General features: G+C 43.9%; 14 protein-coding genes, 1 pseudogene and 1 other annotated feature. Of the genes and pseudogenes, 11 read left to right on the forward strand and 4 right to left on the reverse strand.

Features of this window, described 5'->3' with window-relative positions; all coding sequences use genetic code 11:
• Positions 1 to 201 precede the first annotated feature (201 nt).
• From rluB to BCT34_RS12000, 3 genes are all read right to left on the reverse strand, one after another.
• Positions 202 to 1,236, reverse strand: coding sequence for a 23S rRNA pseudouridine(2605) synthase RluB (gene rluB / locus BCT34_RS11990; protein ID WP_076654693.1), 1,035 nt, complete (start codon positions 1,234 to 1,236; stop codon positions 202 to 204).
• Between the two features lie 159 nt (positions 1,237 to 1,395).
• Positions 1,396 to 2,016: an L-threonylcarbamoyladenylate synthase gene (locus BCT34_RS11995; protein WP_076654692.1), complete on the reverse strand. Its 621-nt coding sequence runs from the start codon at positions 2,014 to 2,016 to the stop codon at positions 1,396 to 1,398.
• 62 nt (positions 2,017 to 2,078) lie between these two features.
• Positions 2,079 to 2,933 carry a PHP domain-containing protein gene (locus tag BCT34_RS12000; RefSeq protein ID WP_076654691.1) on the reverse strand — a complete coding sequence of 285 codons (855 nt, stop codon included), beginning with the start codon at positions 2,931 to 2,933 and terminating at the stop codon, positions 2,079 to 2,081.
• 120 nt (positions 2,934 to 3,053) lie between these two features.
• On the opposite strand from BCT34_RS12000, the gene BCT34_RS12005 reads away from it, so the two are divergent.
• The 11 genes and pseudogenes from BCT34_RS12005 (at position 3,054) to BCT34_RS12055 (ending at position 15,358) form a co-directional block, all read left to right on the forward strand.
• A complete protein-coding gene (locus BCT34_RS12005; protein WP_009848753.1) occupies positions 3,054 to 3,179 on the forward strand; it encodes a trp operon leader peptide in 126 nt (41 codons plus the stop codon).
• Positions 3,126 to 3,240: a sequence feature (Trp leader region), on the forward strand. (Overlaps the previous gene by 54 nt.)
• A 125-nt stretch (positions 3,241 to 3,365) precedes the next feature.
• The gene (locus BCT34_RS12010) at positions 3,366 to 4,955 is read left to right on the forward strand and encodes an anthranilate synthase component 1 (RefSeq protein ID WP_076654690.1); all 1,590 of its coding nucleotides are present in this window, start codon (positions 3,366 to 3,368) and stop codon (positions 4,953 to 4,955) included.
• Between the two features lie 2 nt (positions 4,956 to 4,957).
• Positions 4,958 to 5,584 (forward strand): aminodeoxychorismate/anthranilate synthase component II, encoded by a 627-nt coding sequence (locus tag BCT34_RS12015; RefSeq protein ID WP_076654689.1) that lies wholly within the window; start codon positions 4,958 to 4,960, stop codon positions 5,582 to 5,584.
• A gap of 9 nt (positions 5,585 to 5,593) precedes the next feature.
• Complete coding sequence (gene trpD / locus BCT34_RS12020) at positions 5,594 to 6,589, forward strand: anthranilate phosphoribosyltransferase (RefSeq protein WP_076654688.1); 996 nt, start codon at positions 5,594 to 5,596, stop codon at positions 6,587 to 6,589.
• A gap of 25 nt (positions 6,590 to 6,614) precedes the next feature.
• Complete coding sequence (trpCF, locus tag BCT34_RS12025) at positions 6,615 to 8,054, forward strand: bifunctional indole-3-glycerol-phosphate synthase TrpC/phosphoribosylanthranilate isomerase TrpF (RefSeq protein ID WP_076654687.1); 1,440 nt, start codon at positions 6,615 to 6,617, stop codon at positions 8,052 to 8,054.
• 118 nt (positions 8,055 to 8,172) lie between these two features.
• A complete protein-coding gene (gene trpB, locus BCT34_RS12030; protein WP_076654686.1) occupies positions 8,173 to 9,363 on the forward strand; it encodes a tryptophan synthase subunit beta in 1,191 nt (396 codons plus the stop codon).
• The gene (trpA, locus tag BCT34_RS12035; RefSeq protein ID WP_076654685.1) at positions 9,363 to 10,169 is read left to right on the forward strand and encodes a tryptophan synthase subunit alpha; all 807 of its coding nucleotides are present in this window, start codon (positions 9,363 to 9,365) and stop codon (positions 10,167 to 10,169) included. The genes trpB and trpA overlap by 1 nt, the downstream gene beginning before the upstream one ends.
• 369 nt (positions 10,170 to 10,538) lie before the next feature.
• A pseudogene (locus BCT34_RS12040) lies at positions 10,539 to 11,117 on the forward strand (cation:dicarboxylase symporter family transporter); the annotation flags it as partial.
• A 175-nt stretch (positions 11,118 to 11,292) separates the two neighbouring features.
• On the forward strand, positions 11,293 to 12,522 hold the full coding sequence (locus BCT34_RS12045) for a dicarboxylate/amino acid:cation symporter (protein ID WP_076652167.1): 1,230 nt from the start codon (positions 11,293 to 11,295) through the stop codon (positions 12,520 to 12,522).
• Between the two features lie 551 nt (positions 12,523 to 13,073).
• Positions 13,074 to 14,363: a hypothetical protein gene (locus BCT34_RS12050; protein ID WP_241902802.1), complete on the forward strand. Its 1,290-nt coding sequence runs from the start codon at positions 13,074 to 13,076 to the stop codon at positions 14,361 to 14,363.
• Positions 14,363 to 15,358, forward strand: coding sequence for a DUF6035 family protein (locus BCT34_RS12055; RefSeq protein ID WP_076652161.1), 996 nt, complete (start codon positions 14,363 to 14,365; stop codon positions 15,356 to 15,358). Before BCT34_RS12050 ends, BCT34_RS12055 begins: the two co-directional genes overlap by 1 nt.
• Before the next feature lie 82 nt (positions 15,359 to 15,440).
• On the opposite strand, the gene BCT34_RS12060 is transcribed toward BCT34_RS12055, so the two are convergent.
• The coding region (locus BCT34_RS12060) for a hypothetical protein (protein ID WP_206747224.1) at positions 15,441 to 15,760 on the reverse strand (320 nt) is incomplete at its 5' end.

Consider the following 15,760-nt stretch of genomic DNA (forward strand, 5'->3'; position numbering starts at 1 on the left):
TACGAGATACGAGATACGAACAGATCATAGCTGCGCGTACACGAAGAGCACGCATACTGTCGTTTATGGCAGCGTGTTTTCGATACTCGGTAACTCGCATCCCGCATCTTTGATTTCTTCTAGATGTAAAAAAACCTGCTCAATGAGCAGGTTTTTTAGTATTCAGTGCTTTCAGCTAATGAAGCTTGAGAGCATACGCCATTATTGACGCGATCTTGGCTTAGCTGGTTTAGCCGGACGACCGTTGTTCATCTTAGGCTTGCTTTTGTTAGCCTGAGGCTTGCCTTTATTTGCAGCTGGAGCGCTACGACCTGAATCAGGTGTTGTAGTACCGCGAGTTGCAGGCTTCTTACGCTTAGCTTGGTTGCTACGGCCTTTTGGTGCGTTTGCACGCTCTTCGTGACGCTTAACAGCACGACGAATTTTTTGGCTACGAGAACGCTCACGCTTACGAGAAGTGTTTGAAGGATCAAGGTCCAACAGTGTCTCTTTCTCAGGCTTAAGCTCAACAAGCTCACGCAGGTAGTTCACTTCTTGAAGATCTAGCTCTTTCCAACCGCCACGAGGCAGTTTCTTATCAAGGTAGATATCACCGTAACGTACACGTTTCAGGCGGCTTACTGTTGTTTCTTGTGATTCCCAAAGACGACGAACCTCACGGTTACGACCTTCGTTAATCGCAACGTAGAAAGTATGGTTCATACCTTCACCACCAGCGTAAACCACATCTTCAAAACGAGCCATGCCGTCTTCTAGTTGTACGCCACGAGTTACGTTTTTAACTTTCTGCTCAGTCACTTCACCGAATACACGTACTAAGTACTCACGCTCAACCTGACGGCTTGGGTGCATTAGACGGTTTGCAAGCTCACCATCAGTAGTGAACAGCAAAAGACCAGACGTGTTCGCATCAAGACGACCAACTGAAATCCAACGAGAACCACGGATCTTAGGTAGACGATCGAAAACAGTACGGCGGCCTTCAGGATCATGACGAGTACAAAGCTCACCTTCAGGTTTGTAGTAAGCAAGTACACGACAAACCACTTCTTCAGAAGCCTTGCCTGAAACAGTATGGCCATCGATACGGATCACTGAGTTCTCGTCTTCAAGACGCTCGCCCAGCTTCGCAACTTGACCGTTAACACTTACACGACCAGATTTGATTAAACCTTCTAGTTCACGACGAGAACCGTGACCAGCTCGCGCTAAAACCTTCTGTAATTTTTCGCTCATTTACTCTTTTCTACCTAATTGTCGTCTTCACAGACGTCGAATGAATTTTTCGCGACCAAATCGCGGTCGCGTATTATCGCAAATAACCTGCCAAAAAGCACTTGTTATTTACTCTGGCAGGTTTGCTGTATCGTTACAGACTGTTAATCAGTAAAGCGATTATTCAAACGGCGCAGGATCGCCCGCACCACGACGTAGAATCACAGCATCATCGTCACTAAAGTCAATAACCGTCGTTGGTTGCTCACCTAAGTAACCACCATTCAAAATGACATCAACCGCATGCTCTAAGCTGTCACGAATTTCTTCTGGATCCGACTCAGTGGTCTCGTTACCCGGAAGAATCAGAGACGTCGACATTAGTGGTTCGCCCATCGCTTCTAACAAATCGAGTGCAATCTTGTTGTCTGGGACACGAATACCAATCGTTTTACGCTTGGCGTTCATCAAACGCTTCGGCACTTCTTTGGTTGCTTTAAAGATAAACGTATAAGCACCTGGCGTGTGTGCCTTCAGCAGGCGGAAAGCGACGTTATCAACTCGTGCATACAGTGATAATTCAGAAAGATCACGGCATAACAAGGTGAAGTTGTGCTTGTCATCGATGCGACGAATTTTACAGATACGTTCAAGTGCTTGTTTATTTTCAAGCTGACAGCCCAGCGCATAACCGGAATCTGTTGGATAAACCACAACCCCGCCATTGCGAATAATCGCAACCGCTTGAGTAATTAAGCGTGCTTGTGGGTTATCTGGGTGTACATAAAAAAACTGGCTCATTGTTGATCCTCGTTATCGAATCTCTCGACTCTATCATCAGAAGGAGCTGGTTCACCTAAAGACTATTCAGATGGTGAAACCGTTTGAAACTCCCAATCTTTCCATACTTCTTCGACCCCAGAAGGTAGCCAGAGATTACGTCCAAGTTCCATCCACGGGGATGGGTAATGGAAATCACTGCCTTGGGAGGCTAATAGTTTGTATTGTATAGCATAATCCGCGAGTGTGCGTCTTTCTTGTTGCGCTTGCTGAGGTTGAGCGACTTCCATCGCATCCCCTTTCGCTTCAACAAATGCAGTGAGCAGGCGCTTAACCCACTTGGCTGTAAGGCCATATCGCCCAGGGTGAGCGAGCACGGCTTGGCCACCAGCAGCATGAATGGCCGTAACAGCATCACTCATTGAACACCACGTAGGCGGGACGTAACCTGGGTTGTTACGAGTAAGAAACTTTTTAAACACCTGCTGCATGGTTTTTGCGTAGCCGTTATCAACTAACCACTTAGCAAAGTGAGCTCGAGTGATCGGCGCATTACCCGCAATCAGTTTAACTTCCTCTAGCACCCCTTCACGAGTTGCTTTTTCAAGACGTTGAGCAATCATCTCAGCACGTCCAATTCGGTGTTGCTTCTGTTGCTCAATGAGCACTTTGAGCTCTGGTGATTCAGGATCAACGTTTAACCCAACAATATGGATATCTTTGTTTTGCCAAACGGTCGAAATCTCAATGCCGTTGATCAGCTGAATAGGAAGGTGGTTATCCGCAATGTAGCTGCGTGCTTCGGCAAGCCCGTCAATCGTGTCATGATCTGTAATCGCTAGCGCTTCGATGTTAAAGCTTAGCGCTCGGTCAATTAGCTCAGGTGGGGTAAGTCGGCCATCTGAGGCTGTTGTATGACTATGTAGATCAATTCTCATATATTCTTTTTCATTGTTTTCAATTTTTATCGTTATATTTGTGTCAACACACTTGACCCGCAAGCGGAAAACTAGTTAACTAGTACACAAATACGAAGTATCACATTTGATAGGTTCACCATGTTACAAGAATTTAACCAAAACCATAAAGATAAAGTTTTAGAACTTTCTTCAGTAGAAGCAAGTTCAGAGCTTAATTGGTGGCGCACTTGGACAAGTTCTTGGTGGGCTAACGTGTACTTCTAGCTAAACAGTTTGTTTATAAAAAAGTTATCACTAAGCCCGCTTTAATAGCGGGCTTTTTAATTTGTCGAACATCTCACATTCAACTGACTAACAAATCATCGAATTGACCATATTCTAGATTGGGTGAAAGGTATCTTTATGCGACTATGTACGGCAGGAAATTTAAAGAATCATAAAGGAGGTCTTGTGAACAAGGCCATTGAAATCAAAAAGCTGGGAACCATTGAGGTCATCAATTCTTCAGTTCCTTACTCGCAAGATCCAACCAGCGTTTTTCATACTTTGTGTGAAAACAAAACAGACAGTCTTTTGTTGGAATCTGCCGAGATTGAATCTAAACAGAACCTGACAAGCCTACTCCTTATCGACTCTGCTGTTCGTATCGTATGTCGCGGACATGAAGTAACCTTTCAAGCGTTGACTCAAAACGGTCAAGCGCTTATCGAACACCTGACTCAAAACGTTAAAACAGAGATTAAATCTGATTTGACGGATAACTTACTGACGCTGACTTTTGTTGAGCCAAGCAACGAATTAGACGAAGACTCACGCTTAAGAGAAGCTTCCTCCTTCGATGCATTGCGTTTGGTTCAGCACAGCTTTGAGCAAGACGCTGATAACAAGCACGCGTTATTCATGGCTGGCCTATTCGCTTACGACATCGTGGCGAACTTCGAACAGCTAGGCGATGCTGAAGCAACCAACAACTGCCCTGACTTTGTCTTCTACGTGGCTGAAACACTGTTGCGTTTCGATCACCAAGAGAACGAAGGCCTGCTACACGCAAGCTTGTTCGCTCAAGATGAAAACATCAAAGCACAGCTAACTGAGCGCCTAACCGACATTCAAACACAATGTCAGTCGCTGAAAGCCATCACAGAAGTTACGCCACTAGACAACGTTGACGCGGTACCAAGCGTTTCAGATGAAGACTTCTGCCAAACGGTTCGTGACCTAAAAGAGTACGTCGTAAAAGGCGATGTATTCCAAGTAGTACCTTCACGCCGCTTCACGCTTCCTTGCCCTGCTCCACTGGCTGCCTACAAAGAGCTTAAGCAAAGCAACCCAAGCCCTTACATGTTTTACATGCAAGATGAGCTGTTTACTCTATTTGGTGCTTCTCCAGAAAGTGCGCTGAAATACGAAACCGAAACCAACCAAATCGAAATTTACCCAATTGCGGGGACTCGTCGTCGCGGTAAGCGTCCTGACGGTCAAATCGATTTCGACCTAGATAGCCGTATCGAGCTTGAACTGCGCACCGACAAGAAAGAAAACGCAGAACACATGATGCTTGTCGACCTAGCTCGTAACGATGTAGCGCGTATCGCTGAAGCTGGCACTCGCCACGTGGCAGACCTGCTAAAAGTTGACCGCTACAGCCATGTGATGCACTTGGTTTCTCGTGTTGTTGGTCAGCTGCGTGAAGACTTAGATGCCCTGCACGCTTACCAAGCTTGTATGAACATGGGTACGCTAACAGGCGCACCAAAAATCCGCGCAATGCAGCTTATTCGTGACGTAGAAAAAACGCGTCGTGGCAGCTACGGCGGTGCGGTTGGTTACCTAACGGGTGAAGGCACTTTAGATACGTGTATCGTGATTCGCTCTGCTTACGTTGAAGATGGTGTGGCACAAGTGCAAGCTGGCGCTGGTGTGGTATTCGATTCAGACCCACAAGCAGAAGCAGATGAAACTCGCGGCAAAGCGCAAGCGGTCATCTCAGCGATTCAAGCGGCACATACTAAAACCATTTCTAACAAGAAGGAGTCGTAATCATGGCTGATATTGTATTCATCGATAACTTCGACTCGTTCACTTACAACCTTGTAGACCAGTTCCGTTCATTGGGTCACAACGTAAAAATTTACCGTAACAACATCTCTGCAAAGGTCGTTGAAGCGGCGATCAACGAATTAGACAACCCAGTTGCCCTACTATCACCGGGTCCTGGCGCTCCGGCAGACGCGGGCTGCATGCCTGAACTGATTCAGTTGCTAAAAGGCAAAGTGCCTATGATTGGTATTTGTTTAGGCCACCAAGCTATCGTTGAAGCTTATGGCGGTACCGTTGCAGGCGCAGGCGAAATCATTCATGGTAAGGTGTCGATGATGGAACACCAAAACCATGCGACTTACCAAGGCTTACCTTCTCCACTGGCTATTGCTCGCTACCACTCTTTAGTAGCAACGCATGTATCTGATAGCCTAACAGTGACAGCTGAAGTCGATGATTTGGTGATGTCTGTGGTTCAAGAACAAGACAAGGTGTGTGGGTTCCAATTCCACCCTGAATCAATTATGACGACCTACGGTGCAACGCTTCTAGCGAACGCTATCGAATGGGCTCTTGAGAAACCTCTCTGCCTTGAGAAGAACGCCACTCTTGATAAAAAGACTAACTAGGACGAAATCATGGAACAGATTAATAAACTTTACGAACAGCAGTCTCTTACTCAAGAAGAAAGCCAACAACTGTTTGATGTCATCATCAAGGGCGACCTAGACCCAATCCTGATGGCTTCTGCACTGACTGCACTTAAGATCAAAGGCGAGACGCCAGAAGAAATCGCTGGTGCGGCGAAAGCACTGCTTGCCAATGCAAACCCGTTCCCACGCCCTGATTACGATTTTGCAGACATCGTGGGTACAGGTGGCGACGGTCATAACACCATTAATATTTCGACGACTTCAGCATTCGTTGCCGCAGCATGTGGTTTAAAAGTCGCTAAACACGGTAACCGCAGTGTATCGAGTAAATCAGGCTCTTCTGACCTACTGGATTCGTTTGGCATCAACCTAGCGATGACCGCGGAAGACACTCGTACGGCTGTCGATGAGCTTGGCGTAGCATTCCTATTTGCTCCGCAATACCACGGTGGCGTGCGTCACGCGATGCCTGTTCGTCAAACGATGAAAACACGTACTATCTTCAACATCCTTGGCCCACTGATTAACCCTGCTCGCCCTAACATTGAACTTATGGGTGTTTACAGCAAAGAGCTTGTACGCCCTATCGCAGAAACTATGCTGCAAATGGGTATGAAGCGCGCGGCGGTTGTTCACGGTAGCGGTCTTGATGAAGTAGCGATTCACGGCGAAACCATGGTTGCTGAAATCAAAGATGGCGCAATTCACGAATACACAGTGACACCGGCAGACTTTGGTTTAAACACTCACCCTCTTGAAGCAATCAAGGGCGGTGAGCCAGAAGAAAACAAAGCCATCACAACAGATATCCTGACGGGTAAAGGCACTGAAGCCCAAGTTGGCGCAGTAGCCGTAAACGTTGCTCTACTGATGCGTCTATTTGGTCACGAAGACCTAAAAGCCAACGCACAGCAAGCCATTGACGCGATGAACTCTGGCAAAGCGTACGAGCTTGTACAAAAGCTTGCTGCACACGCCTAACGAACGACGAATTGAGACAAAGAACATGACACAGACTACCGATAAACTGTCGACCCACGTTTCAGTCAAAGAAGCTGAAATGGCGGAAGTACTAGCAAAAATCGTTCGTGATAAATACCAATGGGTTGAAGCGCGTAAACAGACTCAACCATTAGATGAATTTAAAGCAACGTTAACCGCAACAGACCGCAGTTTTTATGATGCACTGAGCGGCGAACAAACAGTTTTCATTACTGAGTGTAAAAAGGCATCTCCGTCAAAAGGTTTGATTCGCGACGAGTTTGATTTGGACTACATTGCATCGGTGTACAACAACCACGCAAACGCAATTTCAGTACTGACAGACGAGAAATACTTCCAAGGTGACTTTGAGTTTTTACCAAAGGTTCGTAGCATTGCTAAGCAGCCAATTCTGTGTAAAGACTTCATGGTTGATACCTACCAAGTTTACCTAGCTCGTCACTACTCAGCTGACGCAATTTTGCTAATGCTATCGGTATTAGATGACGAAGAATACAAAGCACTGGCTGAAGTCGCTCACTCACTCGACATGGGTGTACTTACCGAAGTCAGCAACGAAGAAGAGCTTCACCGCGCTGTCGCTTTAAAAGCAAAAGTGATCGGTATTAATAACCGCAACCTACGTGACCTTTCGACGGACTTGAATCGCACCAAAGAGTTGGCTCCACTGATTCGCGAACTGGCTCCAAACGCCATCGTGATTTCAGAGTCTGGTATCTACACACACCAACAAGTGCGTGACCTTTCAACATTTGCAGATGGCTTCCTAATCGGTAGCTCTCTTATGGCTGAAAAGAACCTTGAACTGGCCGTTCGCAAAGTAACGCTGGGCGAAAACAAGGTGTGTGGTTTAACCCACCCTGACGATGCCGCGAAGGCGTATCAAGCAGGCGCGGTATTCGGTGGTCTAATTTTCGTTGAAGCATCTAAGCGTCATGTTGATATAGAAGCAGCTCGTTTAACCATGAGCGGCGCACCTTTGAACTACGTGTGTGTGTTCCAAAATCATAGCGTTACTGATGTTGCGAAAACGGTTTCTGAGCTAGGTTTATTTGCGGTGCAACTACACGGTGATGAGACTCAAGCGTTTGTCGATGAACTAAAACAGTCACTACCTGAAAGCGTTGAGATTTGGAAAGCTTACGGTGTTGCTTCCGGTGCTAAAAGTGCGCTGCCAGAATTACTGGAAAGCAACGTGACTCGTCACCTGCTAGATACTAAAGTGGGTTCTCAAACAGGTGGTACAGGTCAAGCGTTCGATTGGAGCCTAATCAACAACCAAAGCGCAATCATGTTGGCGGGTGGTCTAAACCCAGAAAATGCTAACCAAGCGGCTAAGTTAGGCTGCTTAGGATTAGACCTAAACTCTGGCGTTGAATCTGCTCCTGGTAAAAAAGACGCCGACAAACTGCAACGCGCTTTTGCAGCGATTCGTAATTACTAGTCTGGCCTCTAGAAGCAGAGACCAAAAACATATTTGTGAGCTTTGCCTTTTGCGAAGCTCAAGCAAAATTAAATGACTTGGTGTGAATACACATCAATAGAATTGAAGGAATAAGATAATGGCTAAACTCGATGCCTACTTCGGTGAATACGGTGGTCAATACGTACCGCAGATCCTAGTGCCAGCACTAGACCAACTTGAACAAGCATTTATCGATGCACAAGCCGATCCTGAGTTCCGCAGTGAATTCATGACGCTTCTTCAAGAGTACGCGGGTCGTCCAACGGCACTAACGCTAACTCGCAACCTAACTAAAGGTACAAAAACCAAGCTGTACCTTAAGCGTGAAGACTTACTTCACGGTGGCGCGCACAAAACAAACCAAGTATTGGGTCAGGCGCTACTTGCTAAACGTATGGGTAAGCAGGAAATCATCGCTGAAACTGGCGCTGGTCAACACGGTGTTGCGACGGCGCTAGCGTGTGCTCTATTGGGTCTTAAGTGTCGCGTTTACATGGGTGCTAAAGACGTTGAACGTCAAAGCCCGAACGTGTTCCGTATGAAGCTAATGGGCGCAGAGGTTATCCCTGTTCATTCTGGTTCTTCTACGCTAAAAGATGCGTGTAACGAAGCTCTACGTGACTGGTCTGCAACTTATGAAGATGCGCACTACCTACTAGGTACGGCTGCGGGTCCTCACCCATTCCCAACCATCGTTCGTGACTTCCAACGCATGATTGGTGAAGAAACCAAGAACCAAATTCTAGCTCGTGAAGGTCGCCTTCCTGATGCTGTTATCGCTTGTGTTGGCGGCGGTTCAAACGCTATCGGCATGTTCGCTGATTTCATCGAAGAAGAAACGGTTCGCTTAATCGGTGTTGAGCCAGCTGGTAAAGGTATTGATACCGACCAACACGGCGCGCCGCTTAAGCACGGTAAAACAGGTATCTTCTTTGGTATGAAAGCACCATTGATGCAAGATGAGAACGGCCAAGTAGAAGAGTCTTACTCTGTATCTGCGGGTCTAGACTTCCCTTCAGTTGGCCCACAGCACGCTCACCTGAACGCAATTGGTCGTGCTGAATACGAAAACGTAACCGATGACGAAGCACTAGAAGCGTTCCAATCTATCGCACGTAACGAAGGTATCCTCGCAGCGCTAGAGTCATCTCATGCTTTAGCTCATGCAATCAAAATGGCTCACGACGAACCAGAAAAAGAACAGCTGTTAGTTGTTAACTTGTCTGGCCGTGGTGACAAAGACATCTTCTCTGTACACGACATCCTTAAAAAGAAAGGAGCATTATAATGGATCGCTATCAATCACTATTCACTCGCTTAGCTGAAAAGAATCAAGGTGCATTTGTACCATTCGTAACGGTTGGCGATCCTAACCCTGAACAGTCTCTTAAGATCATGGAAACTTTGGTTGAAGCAGGTGCTGATGCGCTTGAACTTGGTATCCCATTCTCTGATCCACTGGCTGATGGCCCAACAATCCAAGGTGCGAACATTCGTGCGTTAGATTCTAAAGTAACGCCTGATGTATGTTTTGATCTTATTGGTCAAATCCGCGCGAAATACCCAGAGCTACCAATCGGCCTACTGATGTACGCGAACTTGGTCTACGCACGTGGTATTGAGAACTTCTACGAGCGTTGTGCAAATGCGGGTATCGACTCGGTACTGATTGCAGACGTACCAACCAACGAAAGTGATGAGTTTGTTGCTGCAGCGAAGAAGTTTGGCGTTCATCCAATCTTTATTGCTCCACCAACAGCGAGCGATGAAACACTTCAGTCAGTATCTGAACTTGGTGGTGGTTACACTTACCTACTTTCTCGTGCTGGCGTAACGGGTGCAGAAACAAAAGCAAACATGCCAGTAACCGCACTGCTTGATCGTTTGAACAAGTTCGATGCGCCACCAGCACTGCTTGGTTTCGGTATCTCTGCTCCTGAGCAAGTCAAAGAAGCGATTCAAGCTGGCGCTGCCGGTGCTATCTCTGGCTCAGCCGTTGTGAAGATCATTGAAAACAATGTTGAACAGCCAGAAGCAATGCTTAAAGCGCTTGCTGAGTTTGTCACACCAATGAAAGCCGCAACACAGAAATAACAAAAAACCTCCCTCTAGAGTCAAACAGTACTTAGAGGGAGGTTTTCTCGCCCCAGCTTTCAACGCTCATTCCTGTTAACGGATTGTTTCACGCAACACTTAAAACAAACCTGTAGCACAGCAATAACACCAAACCGATACATCACCATCATTTATAAAAAATAATACGCCCGCAACAAGCAAACGTTTGCTTTAGTTCAAAGAAACACCAAACAATCTATAATCTCTCATTTTTAGTGTCCTTTCATCCCTGCTCATATTGATAAATGTAAAAGATACGTGTAAAACCGTTCGCGAAATATTAATCCAATGGTACATCGTACATTGGTGAGTAGTTCTGGGATTTTTATATTTAGTAGCACAGAGGTTATGGAAGTGTTAAAAGAAAAGAGTTTACTAAGCAATATTGGCGTTCAAGTCGTTATTGCAATGATCATCGGTACGCTAGTCGGCGCGATGATGGGTGACAGCGCAACTATGTTCGCTCCACTGGGTGCTATCTTCATCAACTTGATCAAGATGCTTGTTATCCCTCTAGTCGCAGTTGCCCTAATTTCAGGTGCTGCAGGTCTAGGTAATAGCTCATCGGCTGGTAAAGTCGGTGTAACAACACTGGGTTATTTCGCACTAACATCTGCACTTGCGGTAGCACTAGCGCTTGTAATGGGTGAAATTTTCGAACCAGGCCGTGGTATCGATGTTTCTGGCGTAGAAGGCATGTTCTCTTCTGAATACGCTGCGAAAGGTGAACTTCCAACGTTCTGGGCAACCATCACTGGCATGATCCCTACCAACGTTTTCCAATCATTGAATGAAGCAAACATTCTGCAAATCCTAGTTTTCTGCTTATTCTTTGGTATCGCGCTTTCTAAGCAAGCGAAAGAAAAACGTGACCCTATCATCAATGGCGTAAACGCGATTGTTGACGCTATGGTTTGGATGATCAATATAGTAAAAAGTAAAGTTCAGCATACCCCAAACAACTTAACCCACTCTTTTTAATATAAAAATATAAATACTTTCCATTATAGAGAGTGATTACATTTTTGTATTTGTACAAAATCCCCCCCTTTTAACACATCAATTTATATGAGGTAAGGACGTGTCTCAGAGTAAATCTTTAATGAGCAACATCGGCTTTCAAGTCGTAATTGCAATGCTTGTAGGTACAGCAGTTGGCGCAATGATGGGGCAATCAGCAACTATTTTTGCTCCATTGGGCGCAATTTTTATCAACTTGATCAAAATGCTTGTAATTCCACTGGTAGCAGTTGCATTAATCTCAGGTGCTGCGGGTCTAGGTAATAGCTCAAATGCAGGAAAAGTTGGCGTTGCTACGCTTGGATATTTCGGTCTTACTTCTGCACTAGCAGTAGCACTAGCTCTATTTATGGGTGAAGTATTCAAACCGGGTCTTGGCATTGACGTTTCAGGCGTTGAAGGAATGTTCTCTTCTGAATATGCTGCGAAAGGTGAATTGCCAACTTTCTGGGCTACCGTAACAGGAATGATCCCGACTAACGTTTTTCAATCTTTGAACGAAGCAAATATCCTACAAATTTTAGTATTTTGCCTATTCTTCGGTATTGCTCTTTCAAAACAAGCTAAAGAAAAACGTGAACCAATCCTTAACGGTGTAAATGCTATCGTTGATAGCTTCGTGTGGATGATTAATAAGGTAATGGTTATTGCTCCTTTAGGCGTTTTCGGTCTGATGGCAGAAGCTGTAGGTACGTTTGGTTTTGGCGCTCTAATGGTCGTATTTAAACTATTCGTAGTTTATGTAGCCGCTATCCTTATCTTCGGTTTTATTGCTTATCCTCTAATGGTTCAAATCTTTACTAAAACTTCTGCTAAGAAGTTCCTAGTTGCAATGAAAAAACCACAAGCCGTTGCTCTATCTACAGCGTCTTCAATGGCAACACTTCCTGTAACTATGGAAACTGTCGAGAAAGAGCTTGGTGTTAAAAATTCTACTGCTTCTTTTGTTCTGCCATTAGGTGCAACAATCAATATGAGTGGTAACGCAATTTACTACGGTCTGGTTGCTATCTTCTTTGCACAGCTATTCAACATTGACCTTTCAATGGGTGCTTACATCGCAATCATCGTAACTTCTACTCTTGGTGCTGTAGGCCAAGCAGGTGTTCCGGGACCATCATTCCTTGTTGTTGCAGTTCTTCTAGCAGCAGGTATCCCAATTGAAGGTCTACCACTACTGTTCGCTCTAGACCGTATCTTCGATATGATTCGTACTGCTCTTAACATCACAGGTGATGCTGCTTGTGCGGTAATCATTGATGCGATTGCAGAAGAAGAAACTCAGGAAGAACTGAAGCGACAAGAAGCTTAAAGTAAATATTTCTCTGAGGGCTACATATGAGTAGCCCTTTTTCATCAACCCCAAAATCAAAGGTTAAACATTTACTAGAAAGCAATTAATCGAATCACTCCAATATCCCTGCATTATTTCCCCCGAATATTAGTGTGCTACACTTTTCTTTGGATTATTAAACCGCTTCTCTTTAAAACCTTAAACCATTGATTTTATATGACAAACTTATCTTTGGACTATCAAAAAGCAATGTTTTACTGCTACATCTGACGATGAACAAGGTTACCAGCTCTAAACCTATCCTTTAGCCCCATCTTAACCAGTAAAGTACGCATTTTTATTATTTACTATCAGATACTTATAAAAACTCAAACTCGCTAAACTTTACTAATAACGTCTTGTTATTGGTGCAAGTTGTCACCTCTGCAAAAATTTCGGCCGAAGAGTTGTGACCTTGATCTCTATCCCACTGTATTATCCCCGTCTCAATATTAATTAAATTGCATACTTTTCTGATGCTAGATCTGGTTGAATAGGTCTAAGCCTTTTCAATAACAGTGAGGTATAAAATGCTGTGCAGTACACAGAGAATGGGGATTCGTTTTTGCCTTAATGATAAAGGCGAATTGATTGATTCAAAGGAAAATAAAGACTTAACAGCTCTTTGTCGTGTTTGTGGCGAACCTGCAAAACGTGAAGAAGATTTTCAGCTCTTTCAACACATTGATAAGCAGTGTGAGCACCTTGTTCTTTCTGAGGTATGTGAACGATTAACTTCTTTACTGTCTGACGATCTTCGATTATCAATCCCTATTGATTACTCTTGCACAAACAGCATACCTGTTGAATTAAGCCACTGTAACTTACTTGTAGATACTGCGACTCGCCCTCTTATCGAACTCACGTTTCTCGATAACCAAGCGATTTATCTAACCATTGCACTAGAAGATTCAGAAGTTGACCAAAAACAGATTCATCAACTCAGAACCCGATTTGAAAGTGTCATTGAAGTAAACCTTAGCAATTTAGCCGTTCCATCGACCGACTTCACTACGTACCTCAAAGAAAATGTTTTGAACTCACAGTTTCATAAACGTTGCTCTTGGCTATCATTCAATCCTCTTCACCCATTAACAAGAAACATCGCCTCACTCGAATACTCATCTATTGAGTCTGAACAACAAAGAGCATTGATCCAATTCGAACAGATTAACGAAAAAATTAATCTAGCTAATGGAACATTAGACAGAATAAAAGCTGATACTGAAACGGCACAACACAATCTAACTCGATACCAAAACGAAAAGCGTCAGTATGATTTACATCGAAATATCGAAGATTTAAAGCAAACAGAAAGTTCATTACTCACCGAAATTTCTAAGCTTAGACGTAATAAAAGCGAACTATATAACGGTACTGCTACATCTAGAATAAATCAAAAGATTGAAGATCTTCGAGATACTTACGCCACTGGTCAACTACACATTGCAAAGCAAGAAAAAGAGAAAGAAAAACTAACTACAGACGTTTCACGATTGAAAAAGCAAATAGAAACTTCTAAACAAGACATCGACAATGCTAAATGGCTCAAGCGTGTTCTCGAAAGGTTCGATTGTACCTTTGGTGATTTAGAGCAAGAGCTAACCCAAATCGTAAAACTATCCGATTCATTTGAAGAATATGAAAGTCGTGCTAACCGTTCTCAAGCTAACCTTTCAGAACTTGAATCTAAGGTCGAGAAAAAGCAGCAAGAGCTAACGGATACCTTACAAGGTATCGAGTATTACAATAAAGAAAGATTCCATTTGTTCCGAGAGAACAAAAAACTAAAAGATTTGGTTGAGAGTGGTGATGTGTAATGGCTACGACTATCAATAAACGGCTAATCACCCACATATACGATCCCCACACTCATGACATTATCGAAGTAGCAGACCAACTTGATAATATTGAAGAGGGAGCACTGTTCAGGAAGAGGAATCTTATTGAAGATGGCTTGCGAACCTACCTTTGTGCTGTTTGCTATCAACCTGTAGCACTTCGTAATCGAGGTCGAACAATCGATCACTATAAACACAAGTTTAAAAATGCTGAGTGTCCACTACAGGAAAAAGACTCTGTTCTAAAGAAAGAGCAAATCCTTGCAATGAAGTTCAATGGTCAAAAAGAGGGAAAAGCTCACCGTGAGTCAAAAGAGTATATCTATAACTCAATCAAAAATGACCGACTGAACAGGTTTTCAGATTGTAAGGTCGAAGCTACTTTTAGGGATTCGTGCAAAGATACTACACAGATAATGAGTAAAGAATGGCGAATACCTGACGTATCTTCTTACTATAACGATTCAGGTCAAACTAAACGAGTGGTGTTTGAACTGCAAATGAGCACTACGTTTATCAGTGTTATAGCAGCCCGAGAGCACTTCTACCAACGTAATAATACTTATGTGATTTGGGTTCTATTAGACTTTGACGGTAAGCGATTCACCGATCTAGATATTGCTTATCGAAATCGAGCCAACGTCTTTGTAATGAGCCGTGAAGCAAGAGATAAAACTGATGAAACAGGTGAATTGTGGCTTGATGTTCACTGGCGAGAACCGTTCATAGAGAACAACGAGCTTAACTACGAATGGAAGAATAAGGTTATCCCTTTCTCAGATCTAACGTTCCACGATTACTATCTCAAATCCTATTACAAGGATGTTGAGATAATGGAGGGTGAACTGAAATCTCAGTTAACCCTCACCAATCGAAGAGATAACCCCAACATTTGCCCTAACTGCAAGGCTTCAACAGAAACTCTTGTTCTTGATGGTAAAAAGCGGTGTGGCGTATGCTTATCTACAAAATAACATTTGAACTTCGGAAACGCATAAAAATCTCGTTGAATATTCCTATTTTATGCATTGATTCCGAAGTTAGTTCTGAAAAGCACTAAAGAGCAGCAACAGATTTATGTAAATTGTTTGGATCAATGTCAATAACATTAACATCACCCAAACTAATTGCTTCAGTTATCAAATAGTCATTATCTAATTTTTTAACTCCTTCCACCTCTATAACTGCTTCAGTATTACTATACTTGTCAACAGATTTAGATATAGCAAGTATCACCTGCTTATTCGTATTAATTGAAGCAGAAATAAGAGACTTCATTGAGCTTGGCTTCATCGCATGTTGACCAGGCTCATCAAATACTAAAAAGCCCGGGTGTCTACGTGAGCAAGACATAAGCCCCCTCTGGCAGGGTAGTT

This window comes from Vibrio sp. 10N.261.45.E2 (genome assembly GCF_002875705.1).
In the GTDB taxonomy this organism is placed as follows: Bacteria; Pseudomonadota; Gammaproteobacteria; order Enterobacterales; family Vibrionaceae; genus Vibrio.

What these genes read in the sequence shown, in the direction of transcription:
- rluB (WP_076654693.1), bottom strand. Translation starts at nt 1,236, where the DNA reads ATGAGCGAAAAATTACAGAAGGTTTTAGCGCGAGCTGGTCACGGTTCT.
- BCT34_RS11995 (WP_076654692.1), bottom strand. Translation starts at nt 2,016, where the DNA reads ATGAGCCAGTTTTTTTATGTACACCCAGATAACCCACAAGCACGCTTA.
- BCT34_RS12000 (WP_076654691.1), bottom strand. Translation starts at nt 2,933, where the DNA reads ATGAGAATTGATCTACATAGTCATACAACAGCCTCAGATGGCCGACTT.
- BCT34_RS12005 (WP_009848753.1), top strand. Translation starts at nt 3,054, where the DNA reads ATGTTACAAGAATTTAACCAAAACCATAAAGATAAAGTTTTAGAACTT.
- BCT34_RS12015 (WP_076654689.1), top strand. Translation starts at nt 4,958, where the DNA reads ATGGCTGATATTGTATTCATCGATAACTTCGACTCGTTCACTTACAAC.
- trpD (WP_076654688.1), top strand. Translation starts at nt 5,594, where the DNA reads ATGGAACAGATTAATAAACTTTACGAACAGCAGTCTCTTACTCAAGAA.
- trpCF (WP_076654687.1), top strand. Translation starts at nt 6,615, where the DNA reads ATGACACAGACTACCGATAAACTGTCGACCCACGTTTCAGTCAAAGAA.
- trpB (WP_076654686.1), top strand. Translation starts at nt 8,173, where the DNA reads ATGGCTAAACTCGATGCCTACTTCGGTGAATACGGTGGTCAATACGTA.
- trpA (WP_076654685.1), top strand. Translation starts at nt 9,363, where the DNA reads ATGGATCGCTATCAATCACTATTCACTCGCTTAGCTGAAAAGAATCAA.
- BCT34_RS12045 (WP_076652167.1), top strand. Translation starts at nt 11,293, where the DNA reads ATGAGCAACATCGGCTTTCAAGTCGTAATTGCAATGCTTGTAGGTACA.
- BCT34_RS12050 (WP_241902802.1), top strand. Translation starts at nt 13,074, where the DNA reads ATGCTGTGCAGTACACAGAGAATGGGGATTCGTTTTTGCCTTAATGAT.
- BCT34_RS12055 (WP_076652161.1), top strand. Translation starts at nt 14,363, where the DNA reads ATGGCTACGACTATCAATAAACGGCTAATCACCCACATATACGATCCC.